The organism is Serinicoccus sp. CNJ-927, from assembly GCF_001942435.1.
Taxonomy (GTDB): Bacteria; Actinomycetota; Actinomycetes; order Actinomycetales; family Dermatophilaceae; genus Ornithinicoccus; species Ornithinicoccus marinus.
The window spans coordinates 120,787-139,171 of sequence record NZ_MKKF01000050.1 but is presented as its reverse complement, the minus strand read 5'-3'; the positions used below and the strand labels follow the sequence as shown (position 1 = coordinate 139,171).

Below are 18,385 nucleotides of genomic sequence, written 5' to 3'. Positions count from 1 at the left end.
CGGTGACCTCCCGTGGCCCGCTGCGCCGTGTCTGCGTCTGCATCCCGACCTACCAGGAGCGCGCCTCCCTCCCCGGTGTCGTGGCCCGGCTGCGGTCCGCGGTACCCCTCGCTGAGGTGCTCGTCATCGACGACGCCAGCCCGGACGGCACCGGTGCCCTCGCGGAGGACCTGGCCGCCACGGACCCGCAGATCCACGTGCTCCACCGCCGAGCGAAGGAGGGCCTGGGACCGGCCTACCTCGCGGGCTTCGACTGGGCTGCGGGGCGCGGCTACGACGCGGTCGTCGAGATGGACGCCGACGGCTCGCACCAGCCCGAGCAGCTCCCCGCGCTCCTCGCAGCCGCCCAGGACGACGGGGGAGCCGACCTCGTGATCGGGTCCCGCTGGGTGCCCGGCGGCTCGGTCCACCGCTGGCCGCTGCACCGCAGGGGGCTGTCGGTCGGCGCCAACACCTACGTGCGGCTGTCCCTCGGCATCCCCGTGCGGGACGCCACCGCCGGTTTCCGCGTCTACCGCCTGCCCCGGCTCACGTCCTTGCTCGCGACACCAGTGGCCTCGCAGGGCTACTGCTTCCAGGTCGACCTCACCCTGCGCGCCGTCGACGCGGGCCTCGAGGTGCGTGAGGTGCCGATCGCCTTCGTCGAGCGCGTGGAGGGAGCCTCCAAGATGACCGACGCCATCGTGCGTGAGGCGGTGGTGAGGGTCGGCGGCTGGGCCTGGGAGCGCCGCGCCCGCCAGGTCCGGGAACACCTGGCCCGCCGCGACCGTTCTCGATGGCACCACCTGGAGGAGGCCACGTGAGCGCGATGTCCGGACGACCGCAGGCTCGACGCCGACCCGTGCTGCGCTGGGTCCTGCTGGCGCTCGTGCTGCTCCCGGTGATCGAGATCGCCGTGCTCGTCATGGTGGGCCGCGCGATCGGCCTGTGGTGGACCCTCGGGCTGATCATCCTGGTCGCGGTGGCAGGCACCTGGCTGGCGCGCCGGGAGAGCGGCCGGACCTACCGGGAGCTGCAGCAGGCGCTGAGCTCGGGACGGATGCCCGCCGACCAGGTCACCGATGCGATCCTGCTGACCGTGGGCGGGTTCCTGCTGCTCCTGCCCGGATTCGTCAGCGACATCCTCGCCCTCATCCTCATCCTGCCGTTCACCCGGCCGCTGGCGCGCCGGCTGCTGCAGGCGGTCGTCGCCAGCCGGGCCCTGGCGACCGTCGGGGGAACGCCGACCGGGGGGCCCGGCCAGGCGCGGCGGGCACCGGGCTCGGGCACCGTCATCGACGGCGAGATCGTCGACGAGCAGCCGCCGCCCTGGCGGGGGGAGCGCCCCCCGCAGATCGATCGGTGACGATTCACCGACTGGCCCCGTCGACCGCTTCGGCGCTACACTGATCAGTCGGGCCGCACGGCGACGCCGCACCGTATACCGGAGCGCGAGCGCGCGTTGTGGGGAACACAGGGCGAGCAGAAGGCGTTGACACGCCTAGACACCGCGCGCCTGCCGGGCCGCCCCGGCTAGAGCAGACCGACCGAGCACGCGTGTCGATCACGACACGATGGGAGTGGAACACACATGGCAGAGAGGTCCCTTCGCGGCACCAACCTGAGCTGGCTGTCCTTCGAGAGCGACGAGGGCGTCTCCTTCAGCGACCGTGAGATCAGCCGCTACGTCTGCCCGGACGGGCACGTCAGCGAGCTGCCGTTCTCCGTCGAGGCCGAGATCCCCCCGATCTGGGAGTGCCGGTGCGGGCTGGACGCCAAGCTCGAGAACGGCCCGGAGCCGGAGCTCAAGGCGACCAAGCCGCAGCGCACCCACTGGGACATGCTGCTGGAGCGCCGCTCCATCCCCGAGCTGGAGGAGCTGCTCGAGGAGCGCCTCGGGCTGCTGCGCGAGATGCGCGGGGAGAAGCCGCGGCGCAAGCGCACGGCCTGAGGTCCACCGCTCGTCGCACCAGGACGACTGACCGGACGGGGCGTGGCACGCGAGGAGCGTGCCGCGCCCCGTTCGTCGTCCTGGCGGGCGGGCGAAAGGCCCGATCTAGACGATGCGTGGCTGCTCGTTGCCGGCCATCTCGATGCCGCGCCGCATGTTCACCCGGGTGAGGACGAGGCCGCCGAGCACGAAGAAGGCGATGGTCACCAGGATCGCCGGCCGGTAGGACCCGGTGAGCTGGTAGGTCAGGCCGAAGGCGAGGGTGCCGAACCAGCTCGTCCCGCGCTCCATCGCCTGGTAGAAGCTGAAGTACTCCGACTCCTTGCCAGCCGGCACGAGCTGGGAGTAGAGCGACCGGGACAACGCCTGGGTCCCGCCCATGACCGTGCCGATGAAGACAGCGCAGACCAGCCAGATCGTGAAGGCACCGGTCGGCACGAAGTAGGCAAAGGCAACGACCAACGTCCACATCACCAGCCCGCCGAGGACGGTGCGCTTGGCGCCCAGGCGCGAGGCGATCGCGCCGAACACGAGGCTCCCCCGAAGGCGACGAACTGCACCAGCAGGATGGTGATGATGAGCTGGCTGGTGTCGAAGCCCAGCGCCTCGCTGCCGTAGAGGCTGGCCGAGGAGATGACGGTCTGGATGCCGTCGTTGAAGAACAGGTAGGCGAGCAGGAACAGCAGCGTGTGCGGGTAGCCCCGCAGGTCCCCGAAGGTGTCCCGGAGCTGGGTGAGCGTGCCGCCCAGGACGCCCGCGGAGCGCTCCACCGGGGCGGCGGTGGTGCCGCGGATGCGGCGCAGACCGATCACCGGGATGAGGGTGAACAACCCCCACCACAGCCCGGCCGAGAGCAGGTTGAGACGCACGGCCATGGTGTAGGAGATCCCCAGCACCTCGTGCGCCTGCATGAGACCGAGGTTGAGGGCGAGCAGGATGCCGCCACCGAGGTAGCCCAGGGCCCAGGCCCGGGAGGAGACGCGGTCGCGGTCGTCCGGCGCGGCGACGCGGACGAGCAGCGCGTCGTAGACGACGGTCGAGGCGCCCAGGCAGAGGTTCGCCACGACGATGAGCAGCACGCCGAGCTGCCAGTTGCTCCCCTGCAGGAAGAACATGGACGCGGCCGCGGCCGCGCCGACCCAGGCGAGCCCGCCGAGCAGCCGGGTCGGGCGTGGGTGGCGGTCGGCGATCGCCCCGACGAAGAGCAGGACCACGGCGGAGACGAGGGTCGCGACGGTGATGGTGTAGGGCGCCACGGCCCCGACGGCCACCGGGATCCCGAGCACGGACAGCATCTGCCCGCACCGCTGCCCCTCCGCGAGGTCGGGGCAGGCGTCGGCCCGCGCCAGCGCGGTGAGGTAGGGGGCGATGAGCACCGTGCCGGTGGTGGTGACATAGGCCGAGTTGGCCCAGTCGTACCACCCGAACGCTCGTTGGTGGGCCCGGGTGCGCTCGGCCGCCGGGTCGGCCCGCGGCACCGGGGGAGAGGTCATGGCGCCCACGCTAGCGACCCGGGCCCCGGCCTGGGGGAGGCGCGACGTGCCTCTTCAGCTTGCGGTCGGGCATACCCGGGGCAAGAGTGAGGTCGTTGTCCACGACGAAAGGAGCCGGTATGGGAATCGGCGACAAGATCTCGAACACGGCCGAGGAGGCCAAGGGCAAGGCCAAGGAGGCCGTCGGCGACGCCACCGACAACGAGCGGATGGAGACCGAGGGCAAGGCCGGCCAGACGAGCGCCAACGTCAAGCAGGCGGGCGAGAACGTCAAGGACGCCTGGAAGGACGCCTCTCGGTGACCCACCGCGGGCCCTGAGCGGCCCGCCGCACGCACGACACCCCTGGCCCCTCGGGCCGGGGGTGTCCTGCGTCAGGTCGGCGGCCTGATCTCCTGGTCGTCGGCGGCGTGCTGGTCGCGGTCGCGGCGCAGGATGGGGGACAGGATCCGGTCCCGCAGCGAGGCGGCGAGCTCACCGGTGCGCCCCAGCATGGCCACCTGGGCGGCACCGCGCTCGTCCTCTGCCTGCAGGTATGCCTGCCGCGCGCGGAGTGCGAAGAGGGGTGCCGCGCTCTCGGCCAGCGCGGCGGCCTTGCGCCCCTGGGGCGTCACGTTGCGCAGCTCGTCGGCGTGCAGCTGACCGGTGCGCAGGTCGAGGTGCTCGCTGCCGAAGCGCACTAGCGTCAGCACGCTGGCCAGGACCGGGACCGCCAGGAAGGCGCCGAGGACACCCCACAGGGTGCCGCCGGCCGCCACCCCGAGCAGCACGATCACCGGGTGCATCGACATGACCCTGCTGTGCATCATCGGCGCCACGAGGGTGCTCTCCGCCTGCTGCACGGCGATGACGATGAGGACGACCCACAGCGCGGTGACCCAGCCGTTGGACACCAGGGCGACCAGGACGGCCAGGCCCCCGGCCACGAAGGCGCCCACGATGGGGATGAAGGACAGGAAGAAGGTGATGACCGCCAGGGCGAAGGCCAGCGGCACCCCGAAGAGCACCAGCCCCAGGCCGATGAAGAGGGCGTCCACCGCCGCGACCACGGCCTGGGCGCGCAGGAACCCGCCGAGGGTCACCCAGACCCGGGCCAGCGCCTCGGTCAGGTAGAGCCCGGCGCTGCGCCCCACCGTCTTGCGCATCCAGGGCAGGAAGCCGTGCCCGTCCTTGAGGAAGAAGAAGGTGAGCACCAGGACGAGGATCGTCGTGACCATGATCGAGCCGACCGCCGTGAGGGTGGACAGCGCGCCCTCGGCCAGCACGCTGGCGCGAGACTGCAGCCAGTCGGTGGCCCGGGCCACGTAGGTGTCGAGCTGGTCGCTCTGCAGGTTGACCGGTGGCCCGGACAGCCAGGAGAGCACCAGGTCGGCGCCGGTCGCGGCGTTGGTGGCCACCTGGCGCACCTGTCCGGTGATGCCGGGGGCGATCGCGGCGAGGATGCCGCTGAAGATCCCCAGCGCCGCGAGGAGCACGGCCGCCGCCGCGACGCCGCCGGGCCACCGGTGCCGGCGGAGCCAGCGCACCGGCGGCCAGAGGACCGAGCTGACGATGAGGGCCAGGATGATGGGCAGCACACCCACCCACACGCGCCCGAGGGCGTAGAGGATGACCACGACAGCCGCGACGACGAGCAGGAACCGCCAGGACCAGGCCGCGGCACCCCGCAGGCCCTGCAGGATCAGCGCGCCGCGGTCGACCTCCGGTCGGGCCGCCTCCGGCTCGGTCGGAGAGGACCCCGCGCTGGCGTCATCGTCGCGCCGGGCAGGATCGGCGGGCGGCACCTCGCCCGGGGGCGTCTCGTCGCCCGCCAGGCCGTGCCCCTCGTCGAGCGACGGGGCGTCGTCGCCGGTGGCGTTCTCCTGCATGCGCTCGGGCCTCCGGGGTCAGCTCGCGGGGTGGACGGCGATCGTGCACCCCAGGGTATGCGTCGCGCCCGGGTCGAGGGTCAGGCCCAGGCCCGCGGTGGCGGCGGTCTCGACGCAGACGAACTCGCGCCACTCCTGCGTGCCGAGGTCGCTCATGGCGGCGGCCTTCTCCGCCCCGGGATTCCACACGACGGTCTGCGTGGCTCCGTGAGAGCGCACGCGCAGCGCGCGGGTGCCGTCCCGGACCTCGACCGCCGGCGAGCCGGGGGAGTCGACGACGAGGTCGGTCTCGCCCTCGAACCCGACGGCGCCCTCGACCCGGCCGCGACGCCCGGTGACCTTGTCGAGGGCCTCCGCGCCGGAAAGGCCGTGCACCGTGGCCGTCGTCGCGTCGGCGACACCGAGATAGGTGTGGAGCGCGACCTCCACCGGGAGCGGCGCCGCGCCGGGGTTGTGCACCGTGAGGCGCAGGTCGAGGGCGGGCGCGTCGTCCTCCTGCCCGAGCGCGACGGCATACCTCACCCGGAACGGACCGGGGACGTGCTCGGCGCCGGGGCTGCCCACGACGTCCTGGTCCGTGATCGTCCAGGCCCAGACCTCGTCGCCGGTCGCGGTGTCGAGGTGCCAGGTGGCGGTGCGCAGGACACCGTGGGCGGGGGACAGGTCCCCGGCGGGCCCGTCGGCGAACCAGGGGAAGCACACCGGGACGCCGCCGCGGATCGCCTTGCTGCCGTCGAGGACGGCCTGCTCGCTGCACCACACGACCGGCGCCCCGGCCAGCTCCCAGGTGGCCAGGTGCGCCCCGTGGTCGTAGGCCACCAGACGGGAGGACCCGGCCTCGTGGGTCCGGGCGGGCAGGTGCTCGGCTGACATGGTGCCCAGGCTACGCGGGGCGGGCGGCGGCTGCCCGCGACCCAGGACCCACCGGGGGTGGGCGCGGGCGACGGGTGGGTCGCACGGGCGCTCGACCTGCCGCTGCTGTGGGTGGTGCCGGTCTTCGTCATGCTGTCCGGGGCGCTCGCGCTCGACCCGGCCCGCTTCCGGGGCTCCGGCGACTTCCTGCGCGGCCGGGTCTGGCTGCTGGTGCCTGCTGCGGCGGGTGACCGGGCTGCGCCGGCTCTGCTGACGCCGGGTGGGCGACGGTCCCGACGCGGTCAGGCCGGCCCGCCCGACACGGGTCACTCCAGCGACACCTCGCGGACCGAGGTGGCCTCGACGTCGTACCGGGACGCGGCGCCGGCGCCGGTCCGGAAGAAGCGTCGACGCAGCGCGCCGGTGACCTCGACCCCCGCGCCGTCGGCCAGCCGCAGCGCCGCCCGGCGCGAGCGGGCACTCCAGCAGGTCACATCGATCGTGTCCACGCGCTGCCGGGACCCCACAGCGCTGCGGCCGCGTGCTGCCGGTCGCGGGACCACCACGCGCAACTGCACCAGCACGTCACCGCTGGGCAGCTCACGCTCCGTCGGCCCACCGCTGACTCTCCCCGCGAGGTGCACCGCGTTGGCCGGTGCCGCCGTCGTCGTCGCCATGCCACCACCCTGGGCCGCGGCACGGCGGCGGGGGAGAGGACTGCCGAGATCTGTGGACGACGGGAGGCCCGGGCCGACCCTGTGGACGGGTGTTACATCTCCTCGTGCGTCTCCGGGTCGCCGTCGAAGAGGCGGCCGTCCGGGCGACCGAGCGCCGTGATGGCCTCGACCTCTTCCGGCACGAGCTCGAAGCCCAGGACGTCCAGGTTGGACTCCTGGCGGCTCCTCGTCCCGGACTTCGGCAGCGGCATGACGCCCCGGTCCAGGTGCCAGCGCAGGATGACCTGGGCGGGAGAGACCCCGGCCCGCTCGGCGGCCTCGGTCACCGGCGCGGCGTCGTACTGCGCCTCACGCTTGCCGAGCGGGCTCCAGGCCTGGGTGAGCACGCCCAGCTCCTCGTGGACGCGGAGCATCTCCTGCTGCGGGAAGAGCGGGTGGCACTCGACCTGGTTGAGGACCGGCGCCTCGCCGGTCGCCGCCAGCACCTCGCGCAGGTGGGACTCGGTGTAGTTGCTGGTGCCGACATACCGCACCAGGCCCCGGTCGCGGCACTCGATCAGGGCCTCGACGGCCTCGACGTAGTGGCCCTGCGAGGGGTTGGGCCAGTGGACGAGGGCGACGTCGACCTGCTCCAGGCCCAGCCGCTCCAGCGACTCCTCCACGCTGGTGATCGCCGCGTCGCGCCGGTGCGCCCGGCCGGGGATCTTCGTCGCCACGAGCACGTCCTCGCGGGGCAGACCGCTGCGGCGCAGCGCCTCACCCACCTCCGGCTCGTTCTCGTAGTTGACCGCCGTGTCGAGGTAGCGGTAGCCCACCTCGAGCGCCGAGACCATCGCCTCGATCCCCTCCTCGCCACGCAGGGGATAGGTGCCGAAGCCGACGTGGGGGACCGGGGTGCCGTCGCGGAGAGTATGCATCTGCCCACCGTAGGCCGCGCCTGCCGCCGGTGCAGGCCGGAGGGCGTCCGCCTGCACCGGCTCACATCAGCGCGGCGGTGGGGCGGCAGATGTTGTCGACGTAGCGCTGGTGCCAGGGCCGCGCCATCCACTCCTCCAGCGTGAGCTGCCGGGAGGCCGCGGTAGGCCTCGTCGTTGGTCTGCAGCTCCCGGGCCAGGTCGCCCCCGAAGGCGAGCAGCATGATCTCGTAGGTCAGCGCCAAGGATCGGAAGTCCATGTTGCTGGAGCCGAGGAGGGCGGCCCGGTCGTCGACGGTGAGGTACTTGCCGTGCAGGACGGTCGGTGCCGGGTAGAGGTGGATGACGACGCCGGCCTCGAGCAGCGCACGGTAGTAGGAGCGCTGCGCGTGACCGACGAGGAACTGGTCGGCCTCCTCGCCGACGAACAGCTCGACGCGCACGCCCCGGTAGACCGCGCTGGTGATCGCGGCGAGCAGCGCCTCGTCCGGCACGAAGTAGGGGCTGGTGATGGCGACCCGTTCCCGCGCCATGTGGATGAGGGAGACGAAGAGCCGCCAGTTGGGCTCGGTGGGGAAGCCGGGCCCCGAGGGCACGAGCTGCATCGCGTGCGCTGCGCCACCCGGGACGAGGTCGGGCTGGTCGGGGAAGAAGCGCTCCCGGTCAAGGTCCTCCTCCGGAGCCTACGAGTCGCGCAGGGGAGTGTCGCTGGGCTCCGCGGCCGTGTCGTCGTGGCCGACGACCCCGTTGTGGGGGATGAGGGTGCCGGTGACCTCGTGGTGCGGCCAGCCGAGGGTGTGCGGGGCGCTCTGGGTCACGTAGTTGGGGGTCTCCTTGGCGTGCACCTCGGTGGGGACGACGGGGAGGTTGGTGTGCGGCGGGTTTGCCGTCCAGGCTGCGGTGAACAGCACCCAGCGCAGGCCGAGGTTGATCCACACGATGAGCGTCGCCAGCACGGCGAAGGAGGCGAAGAGCGGGTTGTCCCAGCCGCCGATGACCTGGGTGCCGGCCAGCCGCAGCAGCCCCCAGCCGGTCGCGCCGAGCAACGCTCCCTTGAGGGCGTCGCGCCACGGCATCCGCACCTTGGCCGCGACCCGGAAGAGGAGGTAGAAGACGACGGCGTCGACGACGAAGGCCGCGGTCACCGCGGCGATCCGGATGAGGAGCACGCTGGCGCCGCCGCTGATGTCCAGCTCCTCGATCACCGAGCGGGCCAGCCCCGTCGAGCCGCTGAGCAGCAGCGAGGACAGGAGCACCGCCAGGCTGAGCAGGACCACCCCGAGGGCGTCCCAGCCCTTGCCGCGCACCGGGCGCAACGGCGCGCCGGTCAGGCCGAACATCGACCGCACGCTGTTGCGCAGCCCCGTCATGACGTTGGTCGCGGTCCACAGCAGCACCGGGATCGAGATGATCGTCGCCAGCGTGAGGGACTGCTCCAGGATCAGCCGGTCGGGGTCGATGATGCCGTCGTTGCTGCCGTCGTCGACCAGCCCCGGGAAGGCGGTGTTGATCGCCTGGATCACCCGGTCGAAGAGCTCGGGCTGCCGGCCGAGGGTGGCCCGGAAGCCGTTGGTGAGGATGGTCACGAGGGCGACCAGGGAGACCAGCGCGGAGATCGTCACCCCGCCCGCGGACAGGTTGCCCCGGACGAGCAGGTAGCGGACGAAGGCGCGCACCGGGCGCGAGGTGTCCACCCGGTGGACAGCGCGCCAGAACAGGTTGCGCTCCACGCCGTCGTCCTGCTCCTGCGGCATCCGTCCCGCTCTCTCGCTCGTTCCTCGGAGCACAAGGTATACCGGCCGCGCCCGGGCGTCCGCGTGCCCGGTCGGTGGTCGACGGTCCGCGGCACCGGGGGAGTGGACAGCAGGACGACGCCTGCGGTCGAATGAGGTATGACGCAGGATCGGAGCGCGGCGACCCCCTGCCGCCTCATCGGGGACGGGTCGCTGGTGGCGGCGGACCCGACGCCGGGCATGAGCCGGCGCCGGGCCGAGCACGGCGCCGGGATGTGGACCGGCACGGTGGACACCGAGCCCGGCGCGGTCACCGGGTGGCACCACCACGGTGAGCACGAGACGACGCTCTACATCGTCTCGGGCACGTTCCGGCTGGAGTCCGGCCCCGGTGGCGCCGAGGTGATCGAGGCCGGGCCCGGCGACTTCGTCCGGGTGCCCGCCGGGGCGGTCCACCGCGAGTCGAACCCTGGCGACCAACCCTCACGAGCGGTCATCGTGCGCTGCGGCTCCGGCGCGCCCACCGTCAACGTCGACGGCCCGGCGGACCCGGACCAGCCTCCGGGCGCCTGAGGCGGGTGTGGCCCGGACGAGGATTCCGGCACCTGGGCAAGGATGTGCACGCGAAGCGCCGTTCTCGACGCTGCATCTGGTGCACAGGCTTGCCCAGGTCCGAGAGGGGCGACCGCGGGTCACTCCCGGAGGGCCCGGTCGGCGTTCTCACGCCGATAAGGCACATTATGTAAAGTCGCCGTGAGAGAGCCGCTCCCCGGCCACCCGGTCTTCGCACCCCACCTGACATCTCTCGCGCGTATCTGACACTTTGCTATAATGGGCACCTGCTCTCGCAAGGACATGTCACTGCGGAGTGTCCTCGGCGGCAAGGAGGGACCGTCAAGTGTCACCAGCGACCACAACTGCTGTCCCAGCCAATCTGTCTGAGACGGAGACGCTGTTCGAGGCGTTGATCGATCGGCGGCGCGTCTCTCGCTTCGTCAGCGATGGTCTTGCCGACCTGGCACCCGAGAACGCTCTGCCGATCCGTCAGTTCCTCGCCTGGAAAGGCAAGCGCAACTACGAGGGTCGGTACTTCAGCGCAACCTCTGGCGGCCACGTCGTCTTCGAGTCGTTGCTGGAGCGCGACTTCCTGATCACGGTCGACGCCGACCCAGACGTACTCGCCGTGTCTGCCCAGCCGTTCTTACTCATCTGGCCACGCGGCACCGGCAAAGAGAAGTTCCACTACCCAGACTTCTTTCTGCGGCTCCGAGACGGCGGAGCGCGCGTCGTGGATGTCCGGCACCCCGAACGAACAGACACAGCCGAGAAGCAGTTCGCGATGACGCGACAGGTCTGTGAGTCGGCGGGCTGGGACTACGACGTCTGGACCGGTCTGCCGGAGCCTCGGATGGCGAATCTGCGCTGGCTTCACGGGTACAGGCTGGAGCGCTATGCCCCGCATGAGTCTTTGCGCTCTACGATCCTGGACACCTTCTCCCCTGGCACGGAACTCGCCGCTGGACTCCGGCGCGCAACCAGAGTGAGTGCAGTCGAGAAGAACGCTGTCCACGCAGCCATCTTGCACCTGCTGTTCTTCGGCGTGATCCACGTGGACTTGGATAAGCCGCTCTCGATGGATTCACACCTGTCGACTAGGGAGATCGCATGCGCTTCGTAAGGCCGATGGACCTGATCGAGTATGACGGTCTTGGTTGGCAGGTCGTCTCTGTTGACGAGGACGCGATGGTCGTCTTGCGCAGCCTGGAGGATGCGCAGTTCAGGACCGTGCCTGGTGTCGACCTGCTGAAGGGCGTGACCCCGGCTCTCCCCCAGGCCAAGCCGACTCCGCTACCTGACCTGGGCGACGCCTCGATCCTCGAAGGTCTGAGCCCGAGAGACCGACAGCGCACAGAGTTCCTGCACCGAGCCGTCCACGAAGTCCTCACGGGCCGTCCTCCCGGCGCGTTGCCTGCTGGCTTCGCTCCAGACCCTGCCTATGACCTGGGCACGACGACGCTGGAAGAGCGTGTCACCGCCAAGAGCGCTCAACTAGGCTCGTTGGGCACGCCGATCTCAGCGCGGACGCTGAAGCGTCATATCGCGTCGTATCGCAAGCACGGGATCAAGGGGCTGGTTGACGGTCGCGCGCTACGGCGGCGCGCCGGGACGGGCGTTCAGTCGGACGAGATCATTGCCCTCCTGGAGGAAGCCATGGAGGGGCAACATTTGACGTCGACTGGCACCCGGTCGCGCGTCATCAAGCAGGTCCGCTGGAGGGCCGAGGACCAAGGACTTGACGTCCCGCACGACGCGACGCTCTACCGACTCTTGAACCGCATGGAGCGGGGCCGACACACCTTTGGGAACGCCACGACACGGCGGACAACAGCGAACCGCCCGGACCGAACCTTTGGCGGTCAGCGGCCCCAGCGTCCCGGTGAACTCGTGGAGATCGACTCCACTCCCCTGGATGTCCGACTACTGCTGGACGACAACACGGTCTCGACGGTCGAGTACGACAAGGCAGGGAACGTGGTCGCCTCCAGCATGGAACTCACCGTGGCCATCGACGTCGCTACCCGTATCCCCCTGGCTGCAATCCTGCGGCCTTCGACCAAGGCTGCCGACGCCGCAGTCATGCTGGCGAGGATGCTGGCACCTCTCCCGCAGCAACCAGGGTGGCTAGAGACCGTGGCCTATGCCCGTTCGGCCTTGCCGGAAGGCGTCATTCCCAGCGATGCCGAGGTCAGGCGACTCATGGAGTCACGACCGACCATCGTCCCCGAGGCCATCACCATCGACCGTGGCAAGGCGTATGACTCTTCGACCTTCCTCACCGGCTGCGAGATGCTCGGCATCTCCGTCACCCTGGCCGCTCCACGCAGCCCTACCGACAAGCCGCACATCGAGCGCTTCTTCCGAAGCCTGAACACCCTGTTCACACAGTTCCTCGGAGGCTACAAAGGGTCGAACGTCGTCCTACGCGGCCAGGACCCCGATGGGGAGGCGGTCTTCAACGCTGCCCAGGTCTCGGTCATCCTCGACCTGTGGATCGCGCAGGAATGGATGCACCGACCGCATGACGGGTTGCGGCATCCCGCGTTGGCGAAGCGCGAACTGACACCAGGCGAGATGTACTCCGTTCTCTCCGGGGTCTCCCCCGCTGTCCCAGTCCCCCTCGCCCGGGACCAGTTCATCGGTCTGCTGCCGCGCGAGTTCCGCGCTGTCAACGCAGATGGCATCTCCTTGGATCAGATGCGCTTCGACTCCCCCGCGCTTCACCCCTACCGCCGTCGTCCCTCAGGTCGGGGAGAGCCGCATGCGGACCTGTGGGAGATTCGCTACGACCCATACCGGATGAACTGCATCTGGCTCTTCGACCACGAGAAGAACGAGTACATCGAGGCCGAGTGGACCATGGCCAACCAGGCCGTGATGCCCTTCAGCCGCGAGACCGTGGCGCTTGCCCGTCGCATCCTGCGCGAACGAGGCGATGTTGCCTCTGGACAGAACATCCTGCGGGAAGCCAACCGCATCATGACTACACCCCTGACGGCCGCCGAGAAACGCTCCAAACGACGGGCCGCACCTCCCCTGGTTCCTGCCCCGGCTGAACAGCCCGAGCCGTCCTCTGACGGCGAGTCCGAGCCAGCCCCTACGCCTCTCACCATGCCCAAGCCGACCGCCGCCAAGCCCCATCGCACGGGCCACTTCGACGAGGAGTAATGACATGGCTGCACCGACCACTTTGTCCCGCTGGATGGCCTTTCGGCAGCGTGAGCGGCTGACCTGCGACCTCGTTGACTCCGAGGCACTCACAAGCATGTCCAAAGGAGAAGTGGAGGACTACAACGACCTCCGTCGAAGGGTCATCTCCCAAGACCGGGTGTTCTACACGCCCGACCTGGAAAGCCTGGAGTTGATGCTCGCTGATCTGCTCGCGGATCAGATGGAAAGCAGTTCAGTGGCCTCGCACATGTTGTCGGTATCAGGTCGCTCCGGAATGGGCAAGAGCACTGCGGTCCAGGCGCTCGGGCGGTTCTACGACCGACGCTGGCGCAAGCAGGAGGGACGCAACGATGACGAGTCCTTCATTCCGGTCGTATACGTCGGGGTGGAACCAGCCACGACCCCGAAGAGCCTCATGGAGTCCTTGGCTGCGTTCTTCAACCTCCCTCAGTACGACCTTTCCGTGACGCGACGCATGACCCAGAGCCAGATCAAGCGCGCCGTGGTGGAGACGATGGAGCGCGCCGGCACTCGCCTGGTGATCTTGGACGAGGTACACAACATCCGCTCGAACCGTCAGGCGGGCATGGACGCCGCGACGACCATGAAGATGTTCACGGACGAGATTGACGCCACCTTCGTCATTGCAGGGATCGACCTCGACCGAGCAGAGTTGTTCCAAGGGGACATGGGGCTTCAACTTGATGGCCGTAGGCGCGCCCACGACATGCGGGGCTACTCGCGTCCGAATATGAACGACGATGAAGACCCCTGGCTGACGTTTCTTGACGCATGGGAGGAGGACCTCCCACTGCTGAAACAAGCGCCATCGTCGCTGCGCCAGCACGCTTCCTACATCTGGGACCGGACGAGCGGGTCGGTTGGGAGCGTCCGAGCGCTGCTGGCCGGTGCTGCACGTGCAGCCATCCTCTCGGGAGAAGAGTCGATCAGCAGGCCGACTCTCGAAGGCGTCGGTATCGACGCTCACGCCGAGGCCGAACGTCGAACCCGTGCCAAGTCTGAGTCTTCGACCAAGGCATCCGCAGCCACGGGAAGGAAGAAGGCGGGGTGAGACTGGAGCCCCTCCCCTTCCGTACGCGCCTCGTCAACGGCGAGGTCATCACGTCATGGGCTCCACGGCACGCGATGAGCAACGCGACCTCGGTCAAAGAGGTCGACGGCATCCTGCGACGGCAGGGAACCTTTACCGGCCACTCCCCCAGCAACAGTGATCGGGTGAGCGCGTGGCGCAAACTCGGTGGACTCCACGACCGGGCCTTCACCGAGCCGGAGGTGGTCCAAGGGAACTGGGTGATCACACGATCCCTCTGCGACCGCTGCCTTCCTTCCCCGATGGGCGGTCACGCTCGCATGTCTGATCGAGGGTGGGTCTGCCTGAAGCACAAGCGCTGGCTGGGTGATCACACCCAGGTTGACCTAAAGGACTTCGGTGAGGTCGTGGTTGCAGAGCGGCACTGGCGCGCGTCACTGACGCAGCGAGGCATCGTGGTCGACTGCCCACTCGTCCTCTTGGCTGAGGAAGCAGCCACGGTCGGCATCTCTAAGACCGTGCTGGAGCAGCGAGCCGACCGATGCAAGGACCCCTCCCCCGCCCTGCTGGTCTACCCGGAGACCGTCAGGCTCGCTCGGCTGCTCTCCCGACCCTCGTTCCTGGACTCAATGCTCGGGACCGAACCTGCCGCCTGGAAGCGCGCAACGGTGGAGCGCGAAGTCAGCATGGTCCTACCCGACGCGCTGGACGCAGAGGCCTGGCGAGCACTGGCTCGTGTCTGGCAGTTCGTGCTCGACCTCCAAGATGTCGTGCGTGACGGACACCTGCTCGGCACCCTCCCGGACGACCGCTGGAACGTCCTGCGCCTCTGGTCAGGCTTTCCTAAGTTTCAGAGCGCGGGAGTCCCTCAGGTCGACCAGTTGATGTAGGTAGCGGCGGCGCAGCGCGCCCTCCCTCTCCGCGTCGCCTCCACGGATGACTCTCCATCGAGTTCGCTCCTCACTCAGGGGCTCCACGCTGCTGACCATCCAGACTCCAAGGACGAACCCTCCGGGCAGGACACCTCGCCCGGTGCGGCCATCAGCCGTCAGCACAAGCGGCAACGGACCCCCCTCGCGAAGTCGGTTTCCGATGGTTCTCGGAGACGTCTTGCCCTCGACCACCTCGACAGCCTCCTCGAAGAGCGAGTCCGCATCCAAGAGTGGCAACTCCGCCACATGAGTCTCGCCCTTATGAAGGCGCAGGATCGCGCCGTTCTCGGGCAGGGGAACGACGCGAGCCGTCTCGACGGTGCGCGCCAGGCTGGCGGGCCAGCGGATGCTCCTGTGGGCAATGTTCAGCGGAGCCGGATCGAGGACGGCACAGATACTTCCCAAGGTCCTGCCGAGTGCCCAGCCCCTAGATTGGCTCCAATCTTGCTCCGGGATCACCTCTACTACGACACGCACGCCCTCCGTGGTGAGTCGCTTCAAGTGATCGCGGGCCTGCCATTCCTTATCGGGCAGCGACTGCCACTGCACGGCCTCGCTGAGATCGACGGGTTCTGGCAGTTTCTCTCGCAGCCCGACGTAGAAGATGGTTCCCAGCGCATGGTTCGTCGGCTCGGTCGTCGGGTCGATGAGCAGGTAGATGCGCCAGGGAACTGCCTTCTGATCTGTGGCGGAGGGCATGAGTTGGGTATGCCGGCCTTTCGTGCTGTCGATCTCTCTGCGGTCGAGTCTAGAAGCGGGACCACTCCCCCGTGCTCGGTCAGCCCTCTCCGCGCTTCTCCCACACAGGCGCAAGCAGTTCATCAAGAGTCACGTCCCACGCCTTGGAGAGCAGCAACCAGGTCCGGAGATCGCCGTGGTACCGCCCATGTGCGACGTTCATCAAGGTTCCCCGAGTCAATCCGCTGCGGTTCGCGAGTTGGTCGTAGGACAGCCCGCTGGCCGTCTTCCGCTCGGAAAAGATCGCAGGTAGGCGGTCAAGTTCGGGCTCAGGGACCGGGAAGATGCTCACCGGGATAGCCCACTGGTTTTCTGGACCAAGCACAGTACAAGCCCTTGCACCAACCTGATCCAACGTGCTTCACTGAGGGTGTTGCACCACTTGACGGTCCTCCTTCGGCCGTCGCACGAGTGCACAGGGAGGACTCGCCCATGGCTCACACCCGCAACGCCACGCTGCTGGCCGTAACGCTGGTTACGGTTTCCGCTTGTTCGAGCGTCTCTGGAGGGGACTCGACGCCGAGCACGGCAGATGCGCAAGCCGTCACGACCAGCACCGCCGAACCATCCGCGCCCGTTATCTCACTTCCGGTAGCGGAGGCCTTCGCAGAGCCTGCCTGGGGGATCACGCTGAGCAGTCAGGAGGCTCCATGGATGCCTGTCGTGACGGCGGAGCGGATCGTGGTGCTCGACGGGACGCAGGTGCGTGCCCTCGACACGGAGGGCCAGGAGTCTTGGTCGCAGGGCTGGGAGGCCTTCACCGCCGATGAGCGCGGCCCAGGCTCGCCGTACCCGCTACTGCGGCAAGTGTCGCCCGAGGTCGTCGCAGTGGTCGACGGAGGCCGATCCGATGGCGAAGGGCTGGACGCCGACACCCAGGAAGTGCGGGTCACCCTGCTCGACATCGCGTCGGGTGCGGTGATCGAGGAGGTCTCTGTCGAGGGCGGCGAGAGATTTCTCCCAGAGATCGGTGAGAGTGGCCTCGGTTTCCTCGTCCGCACCGACTCTGGTGAGCGTGAGGCGGTCGCGGTCACTCCCACGGGTGAGGTCGAGACGCTCACGGCGACCGACGACCTCGTGGGTGTAGTCACGGTCGGGGATCAGGCCTTCACGCTCAGCGGAGGCAGCGAGGAAGCCCCCGAGCGCTTCGCAGGCGCGTCCTTCACATCTGAGGACCTCGCCCCGGGGCCGGAGTTCGAGATCGGGGCCATCGAAGCCAGCAACGCCGAGGACCGGCTCCTAGTGCGCTTCGCTGTGCCCTACGGCGAGGGCATGTTGCAGGTGCTGGACGCCGAGTCCGGGGAGGTGCTCTCCGAGCCAGAGTGCGATCCTCCGACAGCCACACTGAGCGTCACCAGTCCAGATCGGGAGTGGGGCGTCCTCGAATCCATGCGCATCAACGCCAACGGCGAGGTGGAGTGCGTCGGCGGTGGCGAGGGTGAGCGTCGCGTGGTCCTGCACGCCATTACGGACTCGGGGCGAGCATTCGGGGTCGCCCACCAAGGAGCCAACGAGACGCGCTTCGTGGACCTGGCGCCGTCCGGCGAGCCCGTGGTGTCTGATCTGGCTGAAGGGGCACGGCTGCCCATCGGCGTCATGGACGGCGGTCTCGCCATTCACTGGGACCCCGCGGACGCCATCCTCACCGCCAACCAGATCGAGGAGTGAGCCATGAAAGCCAGCAGCGGAGCCGCACTCGGCCTCGGAGCCGGGCTATTCGGCGCAACTGTCGGAGCCGCGAACCGCGCCTTCGAGAGGGCCGCGCAGGCCATGAACGCGCAGATCGAGCAAGACCTCTTCGTGCTCGGGCGGGACGGCCACCTGCCGCCCGCGCAGCCCGTCCTCCCACTGACGCAGAAGAGACGCTCGCTACCGCTGCGGGTCGTCACCAGCCTCGCCCTGGGCATGGCCGTCGTCGCCGTCCCGGTGAGCATCTTCATGCTCGTCTTCGGCCTGGCCGACCCCGAGTGGCCGCTCGCCATGGACATCCTCGGAGCCGTGATGGGCGCGTTCATCGCCGCCGTTCTCACGGGCTGGCTGCCCGGCGCTGTCATCTTCGTTGTGCGCCAGTTGCGGGAGAACAGCCGCCGCATCTGCTGGAACCTCAACGAGCGCTACGCCGACTACTGGGCGGAGAGGCAGTGGGTCGAGCAGGCACTGCGCTCCGGCGACCTCACCGCTTTCGAGGCCGCGCAGCGTCTCCAGGCTCACCACCTCGATCACCTGGTCGACGTGTGAGCGGCCCGACATCCTTGCCGGACTGGATGGCCGACCTGGAGGCTCAGATCGCTGCCGACGAGAGGGAGGACCGGCGCGCGCTGGATGCTGAGGAGCGGCTCGACAACCCCCACACATTCGAGGGCTGGGCGGACTTGGGAGTCCAAGCGCGCTGGTCAGAGGTGCCGGAGAAGCGTCGCTGAAGCACTGACGCTGCGCGCACCACGAGGGTGTGGGCGGATCGGTCGCGCG

General features: G+C 69.3%; 19 protein-coding genes and 2 pseudogenes. 12 read left to right on the top strand and 9 right to left on the bottom strand.

The window, feature by feature from the left end; genetic code table 11:
* Positions 1-2: 2 nt before the first annotated feature.
* From BJF86_RS15010 to BJF86_RS15000, 3 genes are all read left to right on the top strand, one after another.
* Positions 3-803: a polyprenol monophosphomannose synthase gene (locus tag BJF86_RS15010; protein WP_022923948.1), complete on the top strand. Its 801-nt coding sequence runs from the start codon at positions 3-5 to the stop codon at positions 801-803.
* A 5-nt stretch (positions 804-808) separates the two neighbouring features.
* Positions 809-1,345 carry an FxsA family protein gene (locus tag BJF86_RS15005; protein ID WP_075820241.1) on the top strand — a complete coding sequence of 179 codons (537 nt, stop codon included), beginning with the start codon at positions 809-811 and terminating at the stop codon, positions 1,343-1,345.
* A gap of 225 nt (positions 1,346-1,570) precedes the next feature.
* Positions 1,571-1,930 carry an RNA polymerase-binding protein RbpA gene (locus BJF86_RS15000; RefSeq protein ID WP_022923946.1) on the top strand — a complete coding sequence of 120 codons (360 nt, stop codon included), beginning with the start codon at positions 1,571-1,573 and terminating at the stop codon, positions 1,928-1,930.
* 105 nt (positions 1,931-2,035) lie between these two features.
* Here the strand turns inward: BJF86_RS15000 and BJF86_RS14995 are convergent.
* Positions 2,036-3,423, bottom strand: a pseudogene (locus tag BJF86_RS14995) (MFS transporter).
* 119 nt (positions 3,424-3,542) lie between these two features.
* Between BJF86_RS14995 and BJF86_RS14990 the strand changes: the two are divergent.
* On the top strand, positions 3,543-3,725 hold the full coding sequence (locus BJF86_RS14990) for a CsbD family protein (RefSeq protein WP_075820080.1): 183 nt from the start codon (positions 3,543-3,545) through the stop codon (positions 3,723-3,725).
* 71 nt (positions 3,726-3,796) lie between these two features.
* On the opposite strand, the gene BJF86_RS14985 is transcribed toward BJF86_RS14990, so the two are convergent.
* The 6 genes and pseudogenes from BJF86_RS14985 to BJF86_RS14960 form a co-directional block, all read right to left on the bottom strand.
* Entirely contained in the window at positions 3,797-5,290 is a 1,494-nt protein-coding gene (locus BJF86_RS14985; RefSeq protein ID WP_083653192.1) for an AI-2E family transporter, read from the bottom strand.
* Positions 5,291-5,308: 18 nt separating this feature from the next.
* Entirely contained in the window at positions 5,309-6,163 is an 855-nt protein-coding gene (locus BJF86_RS14980) for a D-hexose-6-phosphate mutarotase (RefSeq protein WP_075820239.1), read from the bottom strand.
* A 305-nt stretch (positions 6,164-6,468) separates the two neighbouring features.
* Positions 6,469-6,819, bottom strand: a complete 351-nt coding sequence (locus tag BJF86_RS14975) for a single-stranded DNA-binding protein (RefSeq protein ID WP_075820078.1) — start codon at positions 6,817-6,819, stop codon at positions 6,469-6,471.
* Positions 6,820-6,911: 92 nt separating this feature from the next.
* On the bottom strand, positions 6,912-7,736 hold the full coding sequence (locus BJF86_RS14970) for an aldo/keto reductase (RefSeq protein ID WP_075820238.1): 825 nt from the start codon (positions 7,734-7,736) through the stop codon (positions 6,912-6,914).
* 236 nt (positions 7,737-7,972) lie between these two features.
* Positions 7,973-8,266: pseudogene (locus BJF86_RS19145) on the bottom strand (phospholipase D-like domain-containing protein); the annotation flags it as partial.
* A 150-nt stretch (positions 8,267-8,416) separates the two neighbouring features.
* Positions 8,417-9,487 carry a YihY/virulence factor BrkB family protein gene (locus BJF86_RS14960; protein WP_083653188.1) on the bottom strand — a complete coding sequence of 357 codons (1,071 nt, stop codon included), beginning with the start codon at positions 9,485-9,487 and terminating at the stop codon, positions 8,417-8,419.
* A 138-nt stretch (positions 9,488-9,625) separates the two neighbouring features.
* Between BJF86_RS14960 and BJF86_RS14955 the strand changes: the two genes are divergently transcribed.
* The 5 genes from BJF86_RS14955 to BJF86_RS14935 all read left to right on the top strand — a co-directional run bounded on the left by BJF86_RS14955 (position 9,626) and on the right by BJF86_RS14935 (position 15,136).
* Entirely contained in the window at positions 9,626-10,039 is a 414-nt protein-coding gene (locus BJF86_RS14955) for a cupin domain-containing protein (protein WP_075814202.1), read from the top strand.
* A 325-nt stretch (positions 10,040-10,364) separates the two neighbouring features.
* Entirely contained in the window at positions 10,365-11,144 is a 780-nt protein-coding gene (locus tag BJF86_RS14950; RefSeq protein WP_158068435.1) for a TnsA-like heteromeric transposase endonuclease subunit, read from the top strand.
* Positions 11,145-11,149: 5 nt separating this feature from the next.
* On the top strand, positions 11,150-13,192 hold the full coding sequence (locus BJF86_RS14945; protein WP_075820076.1) for a Mu transposase C-terminal domain-containing protein: 2,043 nt from the start codon (positions 11,150-11,152) through the stop codon (positions 13,190-13,192).
* A gap of 4 nt (positions 13,193-13,196) precedes the next feature.
* Positions 13,197-14,267: a TniB family NTP-binding protein gene (locus BJF86_RS14940; protein WP_075820074.1), complete on the top strand. Its 1,071-nt coding sequence runs from the start codon at positions 13,197-13,199 to the stop codon at positions 14,265-14,267.
* 74 nt (positions 14,268-14,341) lie between these two features.
* Positions 14,342-15,136, top strand: a complete 795-nt coding sequence (locus BJF86_RS14935) for a hypothetical protein (RefSeq protein ID WP_075820072.1) — start codon at positions 14,342-14,344, stop codon at positions 15,134-15,136.
* Here BJF86_RS14935 and BJF86_RS17665 read toward each other — a convergent pair.
* Positions 15,080-15,877, bottom strand: a complete 798-nt coding sequence (locus BJF86_RS17665; protein WP_143553875.1) for a hypothetical protein — start codon at positions 15,875-15,877, stop codon at positions 15,080-15,082. The genes BJF86_RS14935 and BJF86_RS17665 overlap by 57 nt on opposite strands.
* Positions 15,878-15,956: 79 nt before the next feature.
* Positions 15,957-16,208, bottom strand: a complete 252-nt coding sequence (locus BJF86_RS14930; RefSeq protein WP_075820070.1) for a helix-turn-helix transcriptional regulator — start codon at positions 16,206-16,208, stop codon at positions 15,957-15,959.
* Positions 16,209-16,348: 140 nt separating this feature from the next.
* On the opposite strand from BJF86_RS14930, the gene BJF86_RS14925 reads away from it, so the two are divergent.
* The 3 genes from BJF86_RS14925 to BJF86_RS18030 are packed head-to-tail and all read left to right on the top strand — an operon-like array spanning position 16,349 to position 18,336.
* Positions 16,349-17,584, top strand: a complete 1,236-nt coding sequence (locus BJF86_RS14925; RefSeq protein WP_143553874.1) for a hypothetical protein — start codon at positions 16,349-16,351, stop codon at positions 17,582-17,584.
* 3 nt (positions 17,585-17,587) lie between these two features.
* The gene (locus BJF86_RS14920) at positions 17,588-18,154 is read left to right on the top strand and encodes a hypothetical protein (RefSeq protein ID WP_143553873.1); all 567 of its coding nucleotides are present in this window, start codon (positions 17,588-17,590) and stop codon (positions 18,152-18,154) included.
* Between the two features lie 26 nt (positions 18,155-18,180).
* Entirely contained in the window at positions 18,181-18,336 is a 156-nt protein-coding gene (locus BJF86_RS18030; protein ID WP_158068433.1) for a hypothetical protein, read from the top strand.
* Positions 18,337-18,385 lie beyond the last annotated feature (49 nt).

Bases quoted from the DNA above. Each gene is read 5' to 3' on its own strand.
- BJF86_RS18030 (WP_158068433.1), top strand. From the start codon at position 18,181: ATGGCCGACCTGGAGGCTCAGATCGCTGCCGACGAGAGGGAGGACCGG.
- BJF86_RS14925 (WP_143553874.1), top strand. From the start codon at position 16,349: ATGGCTCACACCCGCAACGCCACGCTGCTGGCCGTAACGCTGGTTACG.
- BJF86_RS17665 (WP_143553875.1), bottom strand. From the start codon at position 15,877: ATGCCCTCCGCCACAGATCAGAAGGCAGTTCCCTGGCGCATCTACCTG.
- BJF86_RS14980 (WP_075820239.1), bottom strand. From the start codon at position 6,163: ATGTCAGCCGAGCACCTGCCCGCCCGGACCCACGAGGCCGGGTCCTCC.
- BJF86_RS14960 (WP_083653188.1), bottom strand. From the start codon at position 9,487: ATGCCGCAGGAGCAGGACGACGGCGTGGAGCGCAACCTGTTCTGGCGC.
- BJF86_RS15000 (WP_022923946.1), top strand. From the start codon at position 1,571: ATGGCAGAGAGGTCCCTTCGCGGCACCAACCTGAGCTGGCTGTCCTTC.
- BJF86_RS14955 (WP_075814202.1), top strand. From the start codon at position 9,626: ATGACGCAGGATCGGAGCGCGGCGACCCCCTGCCGCCTCATCGGGGAC.
- BJF86_RS14990 (WP_075820080.1), top strand. From the start codon at position 3,543: ATGGGAATCGGCGACAAGATCTCGAACACGGCCGAGGAGGCCAAGGGC.
- BJF86_RS14945 (WP_075820076.1), top strand. From the start codon at position 11,150: ATGGACCTGATCGAGTATGACGGTCTTGGTTGGCAGGTCGTCTCTGTT.
- BJF86_RS14970 (WP_075820238.1), bottom strand. From the start codon at position 7,736: ATGCATACTCTCCGCGACGGCACCCCGGTCCCCCACGTCGGCTTCGGC.
- BJF86_RS14935 (WP_075820072.1), top strand. From the start codon at position 14,342: ATGAGCAACGCGACCTCGGTCAAAGAGGTCGACGGCATCCTGCGACGG.
- BJF86_RS15005 (WP_075820241.1), top strand. From the start codon at position 809: ATGTCCGGACGACCGCAGGCTCGACGCCGACCCGTGCTGCGCTGGGTC.
- BJF86_RS14975 (WP_075820078.1), bottom strand. From the start codon at position 6,819: ATGGCGACGACGACGGCGGCACCGGCCAACGCGGTGCACCTCGCGGGG.
- BJF86_RS14940 (WP_075820074.1), top strand. From the start codon at position 13,197: ATGGCTGCACCGACCACTTTGTCCCGCTGGATGGCCTTTCGGCAGCGT.
- BJF86_RS14985 (WP_083653192.1), bottom strand. From the start codon at position 5,290: ATGCAGGAGAACGCCACCGGCGACGACGCCCCGTCGCTCGACGAGGGG.
- BJF86_RS14920 (WP_143553873.1), top strand. From the start codon at position 17,588: ATGAAAGCCAGCAGCGGAGCCGCACTCGGCCTCGGAGCCGGGCTATTC.